At 51.6% G+C, this 19,868-nt stretch carries 13 protein-coding genes and 2 riboswitches; of the genes, 7 read left to right on the top strand and 6 right to left on the bottom strand.

The window, feature by feature from the left end:
• Positions 1–158 precede the first annotated feature (158 nt).
• Together H8L32_RS18955 and H8L32_RS18950 are read left to right on the top strand one after the other, a co-directional pair.
• A complete protein-coding gene (locus H8L32_RS18955; RefSeq protein ID WP_186948833.1) occupies positions 159–1,559 on the top strand; it encodes a DUF2799 domain-containing protein in 1,401 nt (466 codons plus the stop codon).
• A 71-nt stretch (positions 1,560–1,630) separates the two neighbouring features.
• Positions 1,631–4,027, top strand: coding sequence for a penicillin acylase family protein (locus H8L32_RS18950; RefSeq protein ID WP_186948832.1), 2,397 nt, complete (start codon positions 1,631–1,633; stop codon positions 4,025–4,027).
• 131 nt (positions 4,028–4,158) lie between these two features.
• Here H8L32_RS18950 and H8L32_RS18945 read toward each other — a convergent pair whose 3' ends face one another.
• A complete protein-coding gene (locus tag H8L32_RS18945; protein WP_222619417.1) occupies positions 4,159–5,529 on the bottom strand; it encodes a pectate lyase family protein in 1,371 nt (456 codons plus the stop codon).
• 441 nt (positions 5,530–5,970) lie between these two features.
• Positions 5,971–6,058: riboswitch (glycine riboswitch) on the top strand.
• Positions 6,059–6,069: 11 nt separating this feature from the next.
• A riboswitch (glycine riboswitch) is annotated at positions 6,070–6,209 on the top strand.
• A 72-nt stretch (positions 6,210–6,281) separates the two neighbouring features.
• Between H8L32_RS18945 and gcvT the strand changes: the two genes are divergently transcribed.
• The 3 genes from gcvT to gcvP all read left to right on the top strand — a co-directional run bounded on the left by gcvT (position 6,282) and on the right by gcvP (position 10,853).
• Positions 6,282–7,412 (top strand): glycine cleavage system aminomethyltransferase GcvT, encoded by a 1,131-nt coding sequence (gene gcvT / locus H8L32_RS18940; protein WP_186948831.1) that lies wholly within the window; start codon positions 6,282–6,284, stop codon positions 7,410–7,412.
• Between the two features lie 54 nt (positions 7,413–7,466).
• Positions 7,467–7,844 (top strand): glycine cleavage system protein GcvH, encoded by a 378-nt coding sequence (gene gcvH / locus H8L32_RS18935; protein WP_186948830.1) that lies wholly within the window; start codon positions 7,467–7,469, stop codon positions 7,842–7,844.
• Positions 7,845–7,964: 120 nt separating this feature from the next.
• Positions 7,965–10,853, top strand: a complete 2,889-nt coding sequence (gcvP, locus tag H8L32_RS18930) for an aminomethyl-transferring glycine dehydrogenase (protein ID WP_186948829.1) — start codon at positions 7,965–7,967, stop codon at positions 10,851–10,853.
• A 91-nt stretch (positions 10,854–10,944) separates the two neighbouring features.
• On the opposite strand, the gene H8L32_RS18925 is transcribed toward gcvP, so the two are convergent.
• The 3 genes from H8L32_RS18925 to H8L32_RS18915 form a co-directional block, all read right to left on the bottom strand.
• Positions 10,945–11,190 (bottom strand): hypothetical protein, encoded by a 246-nt coding sequence (locus H8L32_RS18925; RefSeq protein ID WP_186948828.1) that lies wholly within the window; start codon positions 11,188–11,190, stop codon positions 10,945–10,947.
• Between the two features lie 91 nt (positions 11,191–11,281).
• A complete protein-coding gene (locus H8L32_RS18920; protein ID WP_186948827.1) occupies positions 11,282–13,399 on the bottom strand; it encodes an EAL domain-containing protein in 2,118 nt (705 codons plus the stop codon).
• 215 nt (positions 13,400–13,614) lie between these two features.
• Positions 13,615–14,076 carry a cache domain-containing protein gene (locus tag H8L32_RS18915; protein WP_186948826.1) on the bottom strand — a complete coding sequence of 154 codons (462 nt, stop codon included), beginning with the start codon at positions 14,074–14,076 and terminating at the stop codon, positions 13,615–13,617.
• A gap of 350 nt (positions 14,077–14,426) precedes the next feature.
• Between H8L32_RS18915 and H8L32_RS18910 the strand changes: the two genes are divergently transcribed.
• Positions 14,427–14,762: an energy transducer TonB gene (locus H8L32_RS18910; RefSeq protein WP_186948825.1), complete on the top strand. Its 336-nt coding sequence runs from the start codon at positions 14,427–14,429 to the stop codon at positions 14,760–14,762.
• Between the two features lie 199 nt (positions 14,763–14,961).
• Positions 14,962–16,548: a hypothetical protein gene (locus tag H8L32_RS18905; RefSeq protein ID WP_186948824.1), complete on the top strand. Its 1,587-nt coding sequence runs from the start codon at positions 14,962–14,964 to the stop codon at positions 16,546–16,548.
• Positions 16,549–16,562: 14 nt separating this feature from the next.
• Here the strand turns inward: H8L32_RS18905 and H8L32_RS18900 are convergent, their stop codons facing one another.
• Positions 16,563–18,176, bottom strand: a complete 1,614-nt coding sequence (locus tag H8L32_RS18900; RefSeq protein WP_186948823.1) for a methyl-accepting chemotaxis protein — start codon at positions 18,174–18,176, stop codon at positions 16,563–16,565.
• A gap of 416 nt (positions 18,177–18,592) precedes the next feature.
• Complete coding sequence (locus H8L32_RS18895) at positions 18,593–19,837, bottom strand: cyanophycinase (RefSeq protein WP_186948822.1); 1,245 nt, start codon at positions 19,835–19,837, stop codon at positions 18,593–18,595.
• Positions 19,838–19,868 lie beyond the last annotated feature (31 nt).

Genomic DNA, 19,868 nt, shown 5'->3' with positions numbered 1-19,868 from the left:
TTGTGCCAAAGACGTATGGCCTGTCTGGCAAGATGTCATGCCGTGTTTGTAATCGGCTTTGTCATAGCCTTTGTAATCGGCTTTGTCAACAAATGTGAAGCAAATGCGTTGATATAGCATCGTCACTTAAAACATCATCATTTAAAGTCATTATTGCTATGTACCTGATATCAAACCCCGGTCAGCGTGTCATCCTGGCAGCCGTTTTGGCTGTCGGTTTTTTATTGAGCGGCTGTCAGTCGACCGTTAACCGCGTCAATGACTGCAAGCTAGGCGACTGGGTCACTATCGGCAGTAAAGATGGGGCCGAAGGGCTGGACAAGCGTTTCGATGACAGGCGACGGTTTTGTTCGCTGATTGATGGCGACAAGATCAAGGCAGAATCTGCCAGCAATTATGAACAGGGCTGGGTCCAGGGTAACCAGATTTTCTGGTCACGGCTAGGGCGGGAAGATGGCCGCAATGCACGCGGCATCAGTTATTTTGATACCCAGATCAAGTCAGATGTTGTCGGACGTAACAGCACCCCACTGAACCGCCCCGCCTATGAACAAGGCTGGCAGCAGGGTAATGCTGATTACTGGTACCAGACCGGTTTACAAGATGGCAAGGCAGGCCGCAATGCGGGCGAAGAAGCAGCCCGTGCCAGGTCCGGCGCGGCAATTGGCTTCCAGGCTCCCAGTTACCAGCGCGGTTGGGCTGATGGTAATTACGCCTATTGGCAGCAAATGGGTTATCAGGATGCGCATGATGGCATACCCGACAGTGAACTGGCCAGCCGCGTCAGGACCGCCACTGCCAGCGGCCTGCAAATACGTGAAGATGCCTATCACATCGGCTGGAATCGCGAGATCGTCGAATACTGGAAGAATCTGGGCTGGAATGATGCGGTCAGCGGGCGCGATATTCACACCCGTCGCGATGATGCCAAACGACGTGGCCTGAAAATATTCGAGCTTGAATACCAGCAAAAATGGGAACAAAGATTATTGCAGTACTGGACCGATGCTGGCAATAGCGACGGTTATGGTCACCCCAACCAGCTGGAGCAACGCATGGCCAATGCGCGGCGTGACAATGTTTTCGTGATTGCCCAGACCCGCGATGTCTACGAACAGGCCTGGATCAGCCAGAACGCACGTTACTGCACGGTCGACAATGCCTTTAACTGGGGCCGTGAAAATAAAGGCATGGCAATCGAGGTATGCAATATCAGCCTGCAGGGTAGTTTGCGTCGTGCCATACTGGGTGGGCAGGATTATGAAGAACTGTCGCGAAAATATAATCAGACGCATGCCGATTTGCTGACACACGAAGATCGCCACACCGATGCCGAACGCAAGTTACGCAGGCTGGAACAAGATATCAAGCGCGATCAGGATGACAAAAATCGCCCTAAAACCGAAGACAATGCCAACATCGACCGCAAGCGTGAACGTGAGCGCCGCGAGCTGCAAGAATTTCTGAGTGCCAATCGCAGACGCATTGATGATTTGCGTGCATGGGAATTCCGTTATGACCAGCAAATGCGCCAGATCAAACGGGATTTATATCTGTAAAAAGTCGATCACGGCAGAGTCCGGGCAGATAAGTGTAAAATCAGCAAACATACCCGGAATGAGAGATGCTGATGAAACGTCTGTTGAAATGGAGTTTGCTGTTACTGGTTGGCCTGATCATCATCGCGCTGATCGCTGTTTCGGTGTACGTCTATGGCAAGCGGGTGCAGCGCTCAGGTGTTGGTGAACTGAGCGGCCTCAGTGCCGAAGTCACCGTGCAATATGATGAACGTGGTGTGCCGCATATCGAAGCAAAAAATGAAGCTGACCTGTATCGTGCCCTGGGTTATGTGCATGCGCAAGACCGTCTGTTCCAGATGGAAATGGCGCGTCGCCTGGCACGCGGCGAACTGGCAGAAATCCTCGGGCCCAAGCTGGTCGATACCGACCGTTTGTTCCGCACCCTGGGCATACGCAAGCATGCGGCAGACTATGCGGCAAAGCTGGATCAGAATTCCGCTCCGGTAAAAGCCCTGAATGCCTATCTGGATGGCATCAACCAATTTCAGTCCAGCCATGCCGCGCCGCTGGAATTTGATTTATTGGGTATCCCCAAACGCCCGTTTACTGCAGAAGACACCATCGCCGTTTCCGGTTACATGGCCTACAGCTTTGCCGCAGCGTTTCGTACTGAGCCTGTGTTGACGCAGGTGCGTGATCAACTGGGGCCTGATTACCTGCGCATATTTGATCTGTCATGGTATCCCCAGGGTGTCATCAAATCTGGCCCGCAATTAAGCCAGTCGGACTGGGCCAGCTTGCAGCGCATCGCCACCACCAGTCAGCAGGCGCTGGAGGAGTTCGGTTTGCCGCAACTGGAAGGCAGTAATGCCTGGGTGGTGGCAGGCAGCAAAACTGTCAGTGGAAAACCTTTGCTGGCTGGCGACCCGCATATTGCCTATTCGGTTCCCGCAGTCTGGTATGAAGCCCATCTGAAAATGCCGGGTTTTGAGCTGTACGGTCACCACCAGGTGTTGAACCCGTTTGCCCTGCTTGGCCATAACAGCCAGTTTGGCTGGACCCTGACCATGTTCCAGAATGACGACCTGGATTTGATTGCAGAAAAAGTGAACCCGAAAAACGCCAACCAGGTCTGGATCAAAGGGCAGTGGGTGGACATGCAAAACCGCGAAGAAATCATCAAGGTCAAGGGCAGTGATCCGGTCCGCCTGCAACTGCGGTCTTCGCCACACGGCCCTATCATCACCGACGCATTTCGCGATAACTTCCGCAATAATCCGGTGGCGATGTGGTGGGCATTTCTGGAAACAGAAAACCCAGTGCTGGACGCTTTTTATGAACTTAACCGTGCCAACACACAGCCCATGGCCAGCCAGGCTGCCAGCAAAATCCATGCGCCCGGCTTGAATGTATTGTGGGCTAATACCAGTGGCGATATTGCCTGGTGGGCTGCGGCCAAACTGGTCAGGCGCCCGGCAGAGGTGAATCCGGCTTTTATTCTGGATGGCAGTAGTGCCGAGGCTGATAAGCCAGGCTATTACGACTTTGCTGACAACCCGCATGAGATGAATCCAGAGCGCGGCTTTATCGTGTCAGCCAATCAGCAGCCTTTGCCTTCGGTTAATTTTTCCATACCTGGTTATTACAATCTGCCAGAGCGGGCGCGCAGGCTGGAATATCTGCTGGCCAAACCCGGCATCAAATGGGATGCCAAGAACAGCCAGACCCTGCAACTCGATACCCGCACCGAATATGGGCCACAGCTATTGCGCACACTGCTGCCGGTATTGCGCCGGCAGGTCACTGATGCCGAAGGCCGTCGCTTGCTGGATCAACTGGAAAAATGGGATGGCAGTTACCAGATCAACAGCGTGGCACCCGTGATCTTCAGCCAGCTTTTGTATCAAATAAGTTTTGCTGCCATGGCAGATGAGCTGGGCGAAGTGCAGTTCAAGAATCTGTTGCGTACCCGTGCGCTGGATATGGCCTTGCCACGTCTGCTGGCGGATGAGCATTCTCCCTGGTGGGATAACCGCAAAACGCCAGCGGTGGAAAGCCGCGACGATATCATCCGCCTGGCCTGGCGTGACAGTATCGCCCACCTGCAAAACACCCTGGGCGCTGACAGCAAGCAATGGACCTGGGGCAGGGCACATACACTGACCCACAAGCATCCGCTGTCGCAACAAAAGCCGCTGGATAAACTGTTTAACGTCGGCCCCTTCGCTGCACCCGGCGGGAGGGAAGTGCCAAACAACCTGTCCGGCCCTATCGGCCCCGCACCATGGGAAGTGACGTACGGCCCTTCAACCCGCCGCCTGATTGACTTTGCCAATGCCGGCAAGGCGCTCGGCATTAATCCTGTCGGCCAGAGCGGTGTCTGGTTTGATGCGCATTACAATGACCAGGCAGCCAGCTTCGTAGCAGGCAATTATGTGCAGCAGTATCTGGATGCGAAAGATGTAAGCGCACATGCCAGGAGTGTGCTTGTGTTGCGAGGGAAGTAGAGGTATGTCGTTTAAAGACATGAATTTGTTGTGGGAGCTGAGTGGCCTGGAATGACCACTCAGCTTCAGATTGCAAGGACAGTATGCTTTCTTGCTGTATTACTTTCTTGCGCTATTGCTTTCTTACTACATTACTTGCAACTCAGTTTAGCCAGTGACGTGCCCGCACCTGCGACTGCAGGCAGTTTTTGTTTCAGGCATGTCGGCTCATCTGGTGTGTAGCTGTAAGCGATACCAATCGGCAGGTGCGATGTCGTTATCCAGTCTGTAGCGTCGCGATTCGGCTTGGAATCGCTGGCTACCCATTTGATGCCGTAGGTATTGAAGTCAGCAGGGGTCTTGACGTTATTGTTGCGCAATTCCCAGTAGCCGATAACATCACTGTCGCGGGAAGTCACGGGGTTTTGTGAATTCTCGAAATAGTTACTTTCGATCAGGGAATAACCCAGCATGCGTACATTGATACCCGATGTCTGGATGTCGCTATACAGATTGTTGTAGATATGGGTATAGCCGCCGCGTTGCAGAGGCACACGGGAACCTATATTTTTATAGTAATTGTGATGGAAGGTGATGTAACGGTCACTCGCATCGCTGTCGTTGGAACCGATCAGGCCGACTTTGTGGTGATCATGGATGTAGTTGTAAGAGTAGGTGAGATGATGCGCACCTGCCTTGTTGTCCACCAGGCCATCAAATTCCAGATCGCCTGCACCCGGACATTCTGCCAGTGAGCTGAACAGGGTATTGTGATCGACCCATACGTAGCCAGGGAACTTGCCGCTCTGGCCTTCTATGCCGATGGCATCGATCGAGCCGGGTAACAGGCCTATGGTCATGTTGCGGATGATGATGTTGGTCGCGCCACCTTTGACTGCAATACCAAAATTGGCAGCGGAACCATTGCTGCCTTCAATGGTGACATTGCCTTTGTTCTTGATTTCAACAATCGCGCCTTTGGCTTTTTTCCATTGTGTGCAGGCATCAGGAATGGTGCGGAAGTCGACCGTGCCGGTGTAACGGATAACCAGTCCACCAGTGCCATTGTAGGCATCAATCGCCGCCTGCATCTGTGCCGCTGTGGTGACAGTGACTGCTGGCACGGTGCCGCCACCAGTGACCAGTCCGGCAAAGCCGCCGCTGTGTCCGGCTGGGACCGGTGTGGTGCCTGATCCATTACCCGTGCTGCCGCCATTGCCGCCACTGCTGCCGCCGGTATCTGGTGTGGCGGCTGAGCCGACTGCACATTTCTCTTTGATATCCGACGTGGTGGTGGCGCCAAAGGTAGTGGCGGTGCAACTGACATTGCCAGACAGGGATTTCACTACCCATTTGTCTTTCAATCCAAATGACACTTGCAGTGCCTTATCGCCTACTTTGCAGATGCCACCTTCGTCGGCGCATTTGGAAAAGCCGGACGGCCAGTCTGCTGCATATGCAGAACCCATGCCACATGTTGTGATGGCGGCAAAGGCGATCAATTTCAACTTATTGCTATTCATTTTTTCTCCGGTCACTTCTTGATTGCTTAGTCGTTAAAAATTAGTCGTTCGAGTTATTCATTCGAGGTAGTCATTTGCAGCAGGAAACGACAGGCAACGATGAATTCTCAGGGGCAGATATTTATACAATGGAAATAAAACCGTAGCGAAGAGTAGCAACTCATACATTGTTTTATGGCAATTGTTTCTACTTAATACAATAATTACAAATTAATACAGAAGTGAGTACTGAGATGGATAGTGGTCTGGTAAGGTTTGACCCTGTCCCTTGATTTTTTACTTTGGAAGCAGAGCAAATCTTGGCGAGTGGTTCTATTGCCTCAGAAGTTGGTGAAACTGCCTTGAAGTGCCTTTTTTGTGATTTTTTAACTATTCCCACAGCTTTTCTGTAAATATTTCCACACCCAACTATCCAATCCCTGGCAAGCCTTATATAATCGCGCTACTTGATCGGGAGAGCGTGACGAAAGTCGCCGCCGAAGGGGCTAATACCCAAAAAACTCTCAGGCAAAAGGACCGATCGACGGGGTAGTTAAAAGTTGCCCCAACTCTGGAGAGCGGTAGCGGCAGATATGTTTATTTTTATAAATATTCGCCGGGCTACCCACCGAAGGTGCGCGCGGGAAAGCAAACATACAATGCTCCCGTAATCTCTCAGGTACCAGGACAGAGGGGTATGCGATTTCAACGCATGCGACGTTTATTCGTCGGCATGCGTTTGTTCGTCCCTTCAATCTGGTAATGAGGCATTCATGACGCAAACAGCGACATCACTCAAGGCAACTCCCCTCAATGCAGCCCATCGTGCGGCTGGTGCAAAAATGGTTGATTTTGGCGGCTGGGACATGCCTGTCAACTATGGTTCCCAAATCGAAGAACATCATGCTGTGCGCAATGATTGCGGCATGTTTGATGTATCGCATATGTGTGTCGTCGATTTGCAGGGTGAAAATGTACGCAGCTTCCTGCGTGGCCTAGTAGCCAACAATGTCGATAAATTACAGGTAGCGGGCAAGGCCCTGTATTCCTGCATGCTCAAGCCTGAAGGCGGCGTCATTGATGACCTCATCATTTACTTCTTCAGCGAAAACTGGTTCCGCCTGGTGGTCAATGCCGGCACGGCAGAAAAAGATATCGCCTGGATGAACGCCCGCAATACAGAAACCAATAGCGGCCTGACCATTACCCAGCGCCGTGATGGCGCAAATGCTTTTGCCCTGGTGGCAGTGCAGGGACCAAATGCGCGCGCCAAAGCCTGGGAAGTCTTGCCAGAAACCAAATCTGCCAGTGCAGATATCAAACCCTTCAATGCCGTGATCGTTGCTGATACTTCCTTTGGTGAAGTGATGGTGGCACGCACCGGCTATACCGGTGAAGACGGTTTTGAAATTGCGGTTTCTGCCGATCGCGTGACAGATTTGTGGAATGCCCTGGCAGCAGCAGGCGTCAAACCGGCCGGCCTGGGTGCGCGTGACACCCTGCGTCTGGAAGCTGGCATGAACCTGTATGGCCAGGATATGGATGAAACCGTCAACCCGCTGGATGCGGGTCTGGCCTGGACGATTGATCTGGTCAGCGAACGTGATTTCGTCGGCAAGCAAGCCTTGCAGACGCAAGGGCAGAATGCTCAGTTCCTGGGCCTGATCCTGCGTGAAAAAGGCGGCATCCTGCGCGCCCATCAAAAAGTCGTCTGCGCGCAAGGCGAAGGCGAGATCACCAGTGGTACTTTCAGCCCGACCATGCAGCAAGCGATTGCTCTGGCGCGGTTGCCTATGGGTGTGTCTGTAGGCGATACTGTACAGGTTGTTATCCGTGACAAGCAATTGGCAGCATCTGTGGTCAAACTGCCTTTCGTCCGTAACGGCAAAATCCTGGCTGCGTGATTTGAACCGCCAGTCTTACTGATTATTATTTAATTTACTTATTTGGAGCCCATCATGAACGTACCAGCAGATCTGAAATACACCACATCCCACGAATGGGTACGCACAGAAGCAGACGGCACCATCACTGTCGGCATTACTGAATTTGCCCAGGACGCCTTGGGTGATATCGTTTTTGTTGACCTGCCTAAAGTCGGTACCGTACTCGACGCTGGCAAAGACTGCGCCGTGGTTGAATCTGTCAAGGCTGCCGGTGATATCTATGCACCAGTGACTGGCGAAGTTGTCGCCATCAATGAAGCGCTGGCGGATGCACCAGAATCCATCAATGCAGACGCGTTTGCAGCATGGCTGTTCAAACTGAAACCAGCAAATATTGCTGATGTGGATGGCTTGCTGAGTGCTGAAACTTACGCCAAGAACATCGCTTAATTATTTGTTTAAAAGAGGTGATCTTGTGATCACCTCTTTTAATCTGGATTTGCCTGAATGCGGCTTGCCCTGCATAGCTCCGCCTGATATTCCACGTTACTCTTCTGTACCCCACATACCATGACCCGTCCTTCACTGACACAACTGGAAGCACACGATGCTTTCATCGCACGCCATATCGGCCCTTCTGAAGCAGAACAAGCCGCCATGCTGAAAACCCTGGGCTATGCAGATCGCACTGCCCTGATTGATGCCATCGTTCCGGCCAATATCCGTCGTCACGACGTGCTGCCACTGGCGCAATTCACCGAAGCCAAATCTGAACAGGAAGCCCTGGCCACATTGAAGGCACTGGCGTCGAAAAACCGTGTACTGAAGTCTTTGATTGGTCAGGGTTATTACAACACGCATACCCCTGGCGTCATCCTGCGCAATATCTTTGAAAACCCGGCCTGGTACACTGCTTACACACCGTACCAGCCAGAGATTTCCCAGGGCCGCCTGGAAGCCATACTGAACTTCCAGCAAGTCATCACTGACCTGACTGGCATGGACATTGCCAATGCATCCATGCTGGATGAAGGCACGGCTGCGGCGGAAGCAATGACGCTGATACAGCGCGTAGGCAAATCCAAATCCAGTGTGTTTTATGTTGCTGCCGATGTCTTGCCACAGACACGTGAAATCATCGAAACCCGCGCCAAACCGCTGGGTATAGAAGTACGCACCTGCGCCGGTACTGAAGCGCTGGAGAACGAATGTTTTGGCGTCTTGCTGCAATACCCAGGTGTTGATGGTTCCATCAGCGATTACCGCGAATACGCGGCGGCCTTGCATGCCAAGGGTGCGATGGTCATCGCTGCTGCCGATCTGCTGGCACTGACACTGATCGCCTCACCAGGCGAATGGGGTGCTGACGTTGTCGTCGGTAACAGCCAGCGTTTTGGCGTACCGCTGGGTTTTGGTGGCCCGCACGCGGGTTACATGGGTACACGCGATGCATTCAAACGCAGCATGCCAGGCCGCCTGGTAGGCGTGACGATCGATGCGCAAGGCAACAAGGCATATCGCCTGGCCCTGCAAACGCGTGAACAGCATATCCGCCGCGAAAAAGCCACCTCGAATATCTGTACTGCCCAGGTTTTGCTGGCAGTCATCGCTTCCATGTATGCCGTCTATCACGGCCCGGCAGGCTTGCGCCAGATCGCGTTGCGCGTACATCGTTTGACTGGTGTACTGGCTGGCGGCCTGAAACAGCTGGGCCTGACCATCGCCAACACCACTTACTTTGACACGCTGACGGTCAATGTCGCCAATGCTGCTGCCTGCCATCAGGCTGCCCAAGCTGCGGGCTATAACCTGCGCCAGATCAGTGCAACGCAGGTTGGTGTCTCTGTTGATGAAACGGTTACCCGTGCTGACATAGAAGCCTTGTGGGCGATTTTTGCCAAGGCCAGCGGTGTCACCGCGACATTGGATTTTGCAGCGATTGAAGCAGGTGTCAATGATGCCTACCCGGCAGCGCTGACACGTGGCACGACTTACCTGACGCACCCAACTTTCAACCGCTATCACGCAGAACATGAAATGCTGCGTTACCTGCGCAGCCTGGCTGACAAGGATCTGGCGCTGGACCGCACCATGATACCGCTGGGTTCATGCACGATGAAGCTGAACGCCACCAGCGAAATGATCCCCGTAACCTGGCCAGAATTTTCCAGTATCCATCCATTCGCGCCAAATGACCAGACCATCGGTTACCGCGAAATGATCGACCAGCTCGAAGCCATGCTGTGCGCAGCAACTGGCTATGACGCCGTATCCCTGCAACCAAATGCCGGTTCCCAAGGGGAATACGCAGGCTTGCTGGTGATCCAGGCTTACCACGCATCCCGTGGTGAAGCACACCGCAATATCTGCCTGATTCCATCGTCTGCACACGGCACAAATCCAGCATCAGCCAGCATGGTGGGCATGGATGTGGTCGTGGTGGCTTGCGATGATAAAGGCAACGTTGATCTGGCTGACCTGCAAGCCAAGGCAGAAAAACACAGCGCCAACCTGGCCGCAGCGATGGTGACTTATCCATCCACCCATGGTGTGTTTGAAGAAGGTATACAGCAATTGTGCGACATCGTGCATAGCCACGGTGGTCAGGTCTATGTCGATGGTGCCAACATGAATGCGCTGGTCGGCGTAGCCGCACCTGGCAAATTTGGTGGCGACGTCAGCCATCTGAACCTGCACAAGACTTTCTGTATCCCTCATGGCGGTGGCGGCCCAGGCGTAGGCCCGGTGGCTGTCGGTGCACATCTGGCGAAGTTCTTGCCGAATCAGAAATCCACAGGTTATGTACGCGGTGAAGATGGTATCTCTGCCGTTAGTGCCGCACCATTCGGTTCTGCCAGCATCTTGCCTATCTCATGGATGTATATCGCCATGATGGGCTCTGAAGGTTTGAAGGCAGCAACAGAAACCGCGATCCTGGCCGCCAACTACATCGCCAAACGCCTGGCCCCGCATTACCCTGTACTGTACAGCGGTCATGACGGCCTGGTCGCGCATGAGTGCATCCTGGATCTGCGTCCATTGACCGATGCCACCGGCATCAGCAATGAAGATGTTGCAAAACGTCTCATCGACTTTGGCTTCCACGCACCGACCATGAGTTTCCCTGTGCCCGGCACGCTGATGATAGAACCGACAGAAAGCGAATCACAAGCCGAACTTGACCGCTTCATCGATGCCATGATCAGCATCCGCGAAGAAATCGCCAAGGTCGCCAGTGGTGAATTCGATGCCAAGGACAATCCGCTGAAACATGCACCACATACGGCAGAAGTGTTGATCGCCAATGAGTGGCCACATGCTTACAGCCGTGAAGTAGCGGCTTATCCGGTAGCTTCCCTGCGCAAGAATAAGTATTTTGCGCCGGTTGGCCGTGCTGATAACGTCTATGGTGACCGTAACCTGTTCTGCTCTTGCGTGCCGGTCAGCGATTACGAATAAGCTTGTGGTAGTTTTGGCTTGAAAAAAACGGACATGTGTTTGCATGTCCGTTTTTTTTTGCCAAGTTGGGATAGGTGAGATCTAAAGTGCTTTAGCTGCCTGTGTTTGGGTTATATATAACGAAATGTGGCGCTTCATTAAAGCGTTTGTCAAAGTCCGATAAATGCCTATGTTCCCATTTTGATCCCTTGCTTTCTATTTCATCAGCAGCAGAAAGCATGAAACTTGCGATCTTTCTTAGTTCTTCAACCGAGGCCAGCAGGGTAATTTCCGCTAATTCATCAGGTATTATTTCTTCCGGAAGAAGTTCTGTATTTTTATAGCCATAAATTTTCAAGTTATCACCTGAGTTCTAAAATTTTAGTACTTTACTCCATATCTTTTTACGTAAATATTTTTCATTTACGATGTGGATCGGTTCTTGTTATTTAATTTGGGAAAACGGCAACATCTGCTATCTGGGTCATTACCCTTTGGCGCAATAGTTTCTCGAATTGCTCGGCCCCCACGGGTCTGCTGAAAATATAGCCTTGTCCTTCTTCGCAATGCTGGTCCTTGAGAAAAGATAGTTGCTCTTGCTCTTCCACGCCTTCTGCGATGACTTTTTGTTTCAGGCTATTTCCCATCGCGATAACGGCACTGACGATGATGCCATCACTATCGGTTTTGTTATAGCCTATGTCCTGTACAAATGACTGGTCAATTTTGAGGACGTCGATGGGGAACTGGTTCAGGTAGCTGAGACTGGAATAGCCGGTACCGAAATCATCGATTGCCAATTGTATGCCCATGTTTTTTAATTGTTCAAGGATGGCGATACTGCCTTCTGCGTTGCGCATCAAGACACTTTCGGTAATTTCCAGTTGCAGGCAGGTAGGGGGCAGGCCGGTTTCCACCAGTATTGTATTTACCGCTGCCACAAAATCCTGACGGCGAAATTCAACGGCTGAAATATTCACCGAAATGGTGGCAATGTCCAGGCCACTATCCTGCCAATACCTGGTCTGTGCACAGGCTTCGCGCAGCACCCAGCGACCAATAGGCACAATGACGCCACAGTCCTCGGCAATGCCGATAAAGCGTATAGGCGGTACCATGCCCCATTGTGGATGCTGCCAGCGCAGCAAGGCTTCAGCCCCGGTGATTTCGCCGGTTTTCAGGTTGATCTTGGGTTGATAGTGCAAGAAAAATTCATGGCGTACCAGCGCAACACGCAGATTGGCTTCAATCACCTGGCGTTCTACGGCACGTACATTCATTTCGGGTTTGAAAAACTGATAGTTATTACGACCCTTGTCCTTGGCCTGGTACATGGCTGTATCGGCATTCTTGATCAGGGTTTCTGCATCGATACCATCAGACGGATAGACACTGATACCTATGCTGGAGGTGACATGCAGTTCATGTTTATTGATATGGTGGGGCGTTGCCAGGGACTTCAATAATTTCTCGGCAGTTTGGGCCACACTCTCTGCGGATTTGTCGTCGGTGACGAGGATCACGAATTCATCTCCACCCTGACGGCTGACGGTGTCAGAGCTGCGCACACATGCGCTCAGGCGTTCTGTCACTGATTGCAACAGTTTGTCGCCCGTGGCGTGCCCCAGTGAATCATTGATATGCTTGAAATTATCCAGGTCCATGAACAGAATGGCCAGAAAACTGCCGCGCCGTTTTGCCAGACCAATTGCCTGTGCGATGCGATCATTCAGCAGGGCGCGGTTAGGTAAATTGGTGAGAAAATCATGCTGTGCCAGGTGTGCCATTTTTACCGCCATGGCCTTGGCATCGGTAATGTCATGAAACACCATGACCGCACCGGCAATATTGCCTGCCGAATCGTGTATGGGGGCGGTGGAATCTTCAATGGCTACTTCGCTGCCATCACGCCGCACGAGTATGGTTCCGGGTGTCAGGGTTGTTGCCCTGTCCTGTTGCAATACCATCGCCACCGGATTGTCTTTTTCCAGCCTGCTTTCGCTATGTATGATGGGCATCACGGTGGTAATCGGCTGGCCGCGTGCTTCTTCTCTGCTCCACATGGTCATATGTTCTGCCGCGACATTCAAATAATCAACATTACCTGCCATATCAGTGCCGATGACGGCATCACTGATGGAGTTAAGGGTGATTTCTGCCCGCACCTTATCGATGTAGATGGACTCTTCTGCAGCTCTGCGCTGTATGACATTGCGCACAGACTGTGCCACCAGATAAGTGGCCAGGTGATTCTTGGTCAGATAAGCCTTGGCACCTGATTTGACTGCCTCGCTGGCCAGTGTTTCATCGTCACCGCACAGGATGAGAATAGGTGTTTGTGGCGCATTGGCGAACAAGGTATTGAAGGTGACCATGCCTTCGCTATCAGGCAGATACAGGTCTGCCAATATCGCATCCATCTTGTGTTTGCGCAATTGGTCAATGGCTTCAGACATGCTGACTGCCGTCAGCACCTCGTAAGGCCCGTCGCTGGTTTCGCGCAGTGCATTCTGTAGTGAAATACTGTCAGTCAGATCGTTGGTGATAATGAGAATTCGCTGCGCCATTGGTCTGTTCCTTTGCCATGCCATTCATTATTGAATACATGGCAAGTTACAAGACCTGTTTACCAGCGTCTGTACGATGACGCACAAAGCATCTGGAAAACTGTACGGGGTCGATACTCTTTTATTGATCAGTACCTAGTCTGTAGATATTAAAAAAGGTATCGCTAAAATTTTTAGCCAATACCTTTGAGTTTAAATTTTACAGAGCGTGCAGATTATTTGCCTTTATAAATCCCCGCTTCCAGTATCACGTCATTGCTGCGGAAAATATAGGTGGTCTTGTTTTCTATCTGTTTGGAGACCGGATTGTTATAGCGATAATCGACCCAGCCTTTGCCTTTGGTCTTGGCCAGTGTGAGTATGTCCTTGCGGTAGTATTTACCATCGGCATCCGGCAGGTCCAGCATGTTTTTGCCTATCAGCTTGGGATTGACGGGGTGGGCGATGATGGCGCCATCCATGCCACGCATATCAAGGTAGATGGAACCATTGATGAATTCAGGATTTTTATTGTTTATTTCTTGCGCCAGGGCGTCCTTGCCATTTTTTTGCATGTAGGCAAGGCCTTTTTCTACCATGGCAACGGCATCGGCGGGATTGTCTTCGGCATAAGCGGGTTGGAACTGAATGAAGAATAATGAAGTGGTTAAAGTGGCAAGTAATTTCAAGAATTTCATTTTATCTCTCCCTGAATTTGTGTCTTGTATAAACCAGTAGCCAGACTGTGTGGCATGAATTGAGGCTAGCGGAAATTATTCAAAAAGGCAAAATGTTTCATCAGGCGTTGATATTGTTCACATTCTTGTTATTGCAGCGCGGCAAATGCAGCTCATCAGGTCGGGTTAGCAGAAATCTGCCAAAGCGAAGTTTTCATGCGTTTGCTCAATATGCTGATCACGAAAAGATGATTTACAGAAATATGTTGCTATGCGGAAAAAATATGCAGTAAAATACGCTTCGTGTTTCTATGTGGCAATTTTCGGCATTTCCTCTTTTTTAAAAAATCCTTTATTTATCATCGACTTCCATGAAAAAAATCATTTTAGCTGTAGCGCTGCTCGCTTCCTTTGTGTCTGTTTCTGCCAACGAAATCGCCCCTTCAGTTGATAAACAAACATGCGAAAAACCAGTTTATCCAAAATCTGCTTTGATGAATGAAGAAAGCGGCACCGTGGTATTGTCGATTCTGGTTGGCCCTGATGGCGCCGTTGTGGATTCCAAAGTCGAAAAATCCAGCGGTTCCAAGGCGCTGGACAAGGCAACACAGAAAATTTACTCTTCCTGCAAATTCAAACCAGGTGCAAAAGACGGCAAGCCTCAGCAAGCCTGGACCAAGCTGGAATATGTCTGGAATCTGTCTTAATAGCTGATTTTTTGCTGATCGGCTTGATCAGCAAGACGAAAAAAGAGATGCCATGTGCATCTCTTTTTTTATGTGCCCGGCACATAGTGGTAGTGGACAGATCGAATCATTGCAGCGCCATGCGCTAAAGAAACAGGAAGTCTTGCCGTTACGTACTTAAAGATAAGGCAAGAATTAATTTGAGGGATGCTGGTAAACCATGTCGACTACTATTGCAGGTTTGAATGCGGCGGCAACGACATCATCGAATGTCAGCCGGACGCAGGATGTGAGCAGTCAGGCTGGTGCAGTGAATACTGCCACTGTGCCGGCTATTTCTACAGCAGCTTCTTATCAGGTCAATTTACGGACATCGCGTACTGAATCTGCAAGCCAGACTTATACGCAGTCCGGTGCGGCTTCCGCCAGTGCCACTGCCAGTACTGCACCATCGCAATGGTGGGAAAACAAGAGCGACGATCATTTCAGTTACCTGCTGGAACAAAATGCCATTGCAACGACAACCACAGCAGGGCGCTTCAATGGACTTGCTTCAGGCCTGATAGAGCGCTTGCAAACTACGGGCGCAGACGTCAAACAGGCATACATTGCGACATCTCTGGATGCAGGTGCGGACAGCAAAGCCGTGGCCCAGGCAGGCCAGGTCAGTTTGAATGACTTGCGTGACCGCCCTGATCAAAGCCTGGGGCTGACTGTGAAACTGGCTTCGGGCCGCAGCGTTACCTTGTCCATCAAAAGCAATGCCAGTGGATTGAGCGTTGAAGCCAGCAGTGATGCAGAATTGAGTGAGGCGGATGGCAAGGCGCTGGAAAAGTTGGCGACGGGCCTGGAGGCCGCAGCACAAAGTTATTTCACTGATAAAAAGATCAACCTTGACGCATTGTCGGGCTTTGACACATCTGTGGTCAACTCGCTGAAACTGAATATCAATGCAGGCGATCGTCAACTTGATTTCAGTATTGATCAGTCTCATCACCAGCTCAAGCTGACATCGGCTAGCGGTGTTGTTGATATTGATGTCAGTCACGACAACCCTGGACTGAAGGGGAATGCAGCGCAAAGAAACAAGGCTATCCAGCAATTCCTGACGCAAATCGACAGCGCAGCCAAGCGCGGCAATGCGGATGAAGGACTGGTATCGATGTATAAGGACGCGTTTTCTGCCATGCAGAAAATCAATACCACTGACGAAGACAGTAGCGTGGGAAATCTGGTGCCTGCGAAAGCGCCATCTTTTTGGGATGTGGGTGCCAGTTCCCTGTTAACCGGGTTGGCAGACTTTGACGCAAAAATCAAAGGCGTGACAACTTCGCCGAATCCGATGCGTTTACAGGAAAGTGATTATTTCAATTTCCAGACCAGCCAGAAGACCACGCAGGAAGGCCATCAGGCGAGCGGGAAAATCAGTCAGAACCTGGAATCAAGCCTGAGTGCAGCTTTTCATCTGGAATTGAAGTCAGGCAAAAAGCCGGTGCTGGACGAGAGCAAGAATTCGCAAAATTATCGCTATATCAAGGTGGACGATCATGAGAGCAGCAAACTGACGATCGGCTTTGAAAAAAATCAACTGAATAGTGCGCGCCTGGAAAAAAGCCATGACCGCAATCTATCCATATCCAGTTACGAATTGGGTAAGCTGGTGGATACCAAAAATTCACCGGACAAGCAATCGACAGTCATTGATTTTGCAGTCGGTTCAGGTCTCAACAATACGGCAAGTGAACAGGCTTTACAGCGCCAGCGCATCATTGCCGCATTAAGCGGGAAAATCTTCCCCGACAGTTGATCCTGATCACTGATTTAGCGTAGCCGGCGCGGCTGGTTTGATTGGCTTGGCTGACCTGGCTGCGCTGGGCGGATGTTGGCCCGGCTGACCTGTGGTGCAATGCTGGCCTGCTGCACCTTGAAAATATTCACTACCTGCGCCAGTGCAGCCGCCTGTTCATTCATGGCCTGGGCAGCAGCCGATGCCTGTTCGACCAGCGCGGCATTTTGCTGCGTCATATTGTCCATGTCAACGATGGCATGATTGACCTGTTCTATGCCCGAGCTTTGTTCCTGGCTGGCCGAGGCAATTTCTGCCACGATGTCGGTCACGCGCCTGACGCTGGCGACCACTTCATCCATGGTGGAACCGGCAATGGCGACCAGCTTGCCGCCTTCTTCCACTTTTTCGGCCGAACTGTCTATCAGGGTTTTGATTTCTTTGGCTGCCGAGGCCGAACGTTGCGCCAGGTTGCGCACTTCGCTGGCGACTACGGCAAAGCCGCGCCCCTGTTCACCGGCGCGTGCGGCTTCTACTGCTGCATTCAATGCCAGAATATTGGTCTGGAAGGCAATGCCGTCAATCACGCTGATGATGTCGACAATTTTTTTCGATGATTCATTGATGGAACCCATGGTGGCCACTACTTTACCCACCACGCTGCCACCCTGGGTTGCCACTTCAGACGCAGAAATCGCCAGTTGGTTGGCCTGGCGGGCATTGTCGGCATTCTGTTTGACGGTGGAAGTCAGTTCTTCCATGGTGGATGAAGTTTCTTCCAGTGCGCCAGCCTGTTGCTCGGTACGGTTAGACAAATCCAGATTGCCCGAGGCAATTTCCCCCGAGGCTGTCGCAATCGATTCAGAACCTGTGCGCACTTCACTGACGACTGCGGCCAGCTTGTCGCGCATGCTCTTGATTGCGAACAGCAGGCTGGATTCATCATTGTGCCTGAGGCTGATGTCGGTGGTCAGGTCGCCTTCGGCAATATGGCCGACGACTTCAGCTGCATAGGCTGGTTCGCCACCCAACTGACCCAGAATGGCCCGTGTGATGCGCCAGGCTATGACGCCTACCATGGCCATCATGATGCAGCCCACACCCAGCAGTATGCCGGCCTGCTGCCAGAACGACTCATTGATATCATCAATGTAGGTGCCGGTGCCCACCAGCCATTCCCAGGGGGTAAATCTTTTCACTGCATAGATTTTATCGACTGGTGCTTCAACACCTGGGCGTGTGCCGGGTGCCTGTACGATACCGATGGCGCTGTTTGCCAGTGAGGCCCGATAGCGGTCACCGGATTCTTTCATATCCTTTTGGGGGACACCAATACGTGAGGCTTTGGGGTGTACCAGCAGCAAATCGTCATTGTAGCCACGCACAAAGAAATACATTTCATCTTTGTGGAAGCTGGAAATTGCCAGCTTGGCCTGTTTTTGCGCATCATCACGCGTCAGTTTGCCCGCCTGTTCCAGCGCATGGGCTTTTTCCATGGCGGCGTAGGCCATTTCTACCATATTGGAAATCTGTTCCTTGCGTTCTTTCAGCATGCTTTGACGCAGGGAGTACAGTGAAATGACGGATATGATGGAGATACCGAAGAGGGTGATGGCGCACAGCAGAATGATGCGGGTACTGAGTTTCATGGTGTGGTCTCACTGGGTTATGCAGCGCAACAGCTGTGCATATGCTAGCCAGAAAGCTTGCCTGATCATCTCTGGCTTTTCGCTTACGCCGATACGCCGATGGCTGGATCTGTATTATCTGATGAATGATGCAGCCTGGGGCCTGCACACAATGTGCAAGGGACGTTCAGTGCTGCAGTTTTATTGTATGTGAAGCACGCCCCGCATAGGGTGAAGAACAGGCAAACAAGCGACAAAATGGTGTGAGGGTGTTGTTCTGATGCGGCAGTCCGGGAGGCTGGCTGTAACGAGGACGGTAAAAGAACTATGAACCTGCCGTAGCCAATCTAAAACCGAGCTGTAAAGAAATAGCTACAAAGGCACTATAAAAGGACGGCGCAGATGACCATCCTTTTACCTGCATTTCAGTTATTTAGTTATTTATACAGGGGTAACTGCATTTTGACTGGCCGTATATCCAGACGCAGCTTATGCACCGTGTAAGCCTCGGCGCCTGACGATGCTGAAAAGTAGCCCTGGCTTTCTGCTACCTTGCTGAAGCTGAATTCAAAACCCAGTTCGGGCTGGTCATCCATGCCAAAGGCCAGGCCAATGGCGCGTTGCTGTTTGCTGTCGATTAAATGAAACATCAGGTCAGTAACCACGGTATTGGCCAGGATATCAGCGTAAAAGCGCTGGTCGGTATTGTAAGTCTGGGCTGGATTGAGCTTGCCCTGCAGTTTATCCGCCGAAGGTGTCAGCGTCTTGCTGCGCAAATTGAAACGATCGCCGCGGTCCAGATAGCTGATACGGGCATTGCTGATGTTGAAATTTTTCTGGCTGCTGTCGGTGCTTGCTTCTGCCAGATCAAACAGAATGGCACCCTTGTAACCAATAACTTCGACTTCCCCCTGGTTGCTGACGACCATGGCGGTATTTTCATCCACACCCAGGCCCAGCTTGTAATTCTTCTTCAGCATGACCGGCAACATGCGGGCAAAGCGGCCACGAATGATCAGGTGCTGGTCGATGAATACATCAGGACCGATGAAGCCCAGGCCTGCCGCAATTTCCTTGCCGTCAGTGACGCCCAGCTTCAATGTGGGCAGCACCGGTTTGGCATCATAGAACATGGTGGTACTCATGATGGCAGCACCGGCACTGCTGCCTGCGATGACGCCACCACGCTGATAGATGGACCAGATGGCTTCCAGCATGGCTGTCTTGCTGCCATCAGGTTTGACCAGTGCCTGCACGATGCGACCCTGGTCACCACCGGTGAAATATACACCGCTGGCATCCTTCAGTTTTGCCAGCCATCCCGCATCGTTGACGATATCCTGTGGTTTGAATTGTGGATGCTTGACTGACAGGGGAATCACAAAGGCCTGGGCACCGTTCTGGTTCAGTGCCGCAGCCGTGGCAGCACCAGACCGTTCCGGATTGCCGGCTGCCGCCGGTATGACGGCAATTTTTGCACCTTTGCCACCGGCCTGTTGCACGATGCGCTGCCAGACCACGGCATTGTCTACCCGCAGGGCACCGCCTATGATGACCAGTGAGCCTTGTGGTGGAGAGTTGTCTTCAGCGTGAGCATGCATGGGGAATTGCCAGAGTAAGATAGCCAGGCAGCTTAACAAACTGCGCAACAGCCGGTCAGTATTTTTCAGAGAAATTGTCATTATTTTCATCCTGATTTTTTCATATTGTAAA

The sequence above is a fragment of the Undibacterium hunanense genome (assembly GCF_014284335.1).
Classification (GTDB): domain Bacteria; phylum Pseudomonadota; class Gammaproteobacteria; order Burkholderiales; family Burkholderiaceae_D; genus Undibacterium; species Undibacterium hunanense.
The sequence above is the reverse complement of the archived record's forward strand: the minus strand, read 5'-3'. Positions and strand labels throughout refer to the sequence as shown.

Excerpts from the sequence above, each read along its gene's own strand:
- H8L32_RS18955 (WP_186948833.1), top strand. The coding sequence starts at position 159 with ATGTACCTGATATCAAACCCCGGTCAGCGTGTCATCCTGGCAGCCGTT.
- H8L32_RS18950 (WP_186948832.1), top strand. The coding sequence starts at position 1,631 with ATGAAACGTCTGTTGAAATGGAGTTTGCTGTTACTGGTTGGCCTGATC.
- H8L32_RS18945 (WP_222619417.1), bottom strand. The coding sequence starts at position 5,529 with ATGAATAGCAATAAGTTGAAATTGATCGCCTTTGCCGCCATCACAACA.
- gcvT (WP_186948831.1), top strand. The coding sequence starts at position 6,282 with ATGACGCAAACAGCGACATCACTCAAGGCAACTCCCCTCAATGCAGCC.
- gcvH (WP_186948830.1), top strand. The coding sequence starts at position 7,467 with ATGAACGTACCAGCAGATCTGAAATACACCACATCCCACGAATGGGTA.
- gcvP (WP_186948829.1), top strand. The coding sequence starts at position 7,965 with ATGACCCGTCCTTCACTGACACAACTGGAAGCACACGATGCTTTCATC.
- H8L32_RS18920 (WP_186948827.1), bottom strand. The coding sequence starts at position 13,399 with ATGGCGCAGCGAATTCTCATTATCACCAACGATCTGACTGACAGTATT.
- H8L32_RS18915 (WP_186948826.1), bottom strand. The coding sequence starts at position 14,076 with ATGAAATTCTTGAAATTACTTGCCACTTTAACCACTTCATTATTCTTC.
- H8L32_RS18910 (WP_186948825.1), top strand. The coding sequence starts at position 14,427 with ATGAAAAAAATCATTTTAGCTGTAGCGCTGCTCGCTTCCTTTGTGTCT.
- H8L32_RS18905 (WP_186948824.1), top strand. The coding sequence starts at position 14,962 with ATGTCGACTACTATTGCAGGTTTGAATGCGGCGGCAACGACATCATCG.
- H8L32_RS18900 (WP_186948823.1), bottom strand. The coding sequence starts at position 18,176 with ATGAAACTCAGTACCCGCATCATTCTGCTGTGCGCCATCACCCTCTTC.
- H8L32_RS18895 (WP_186948822.1), bottom strand. The coding sequence starts at position 19,837 with ATGACAATTTCTCTGAAAAATACTGACCGGCTGTTGCGCAGTTTGTTA.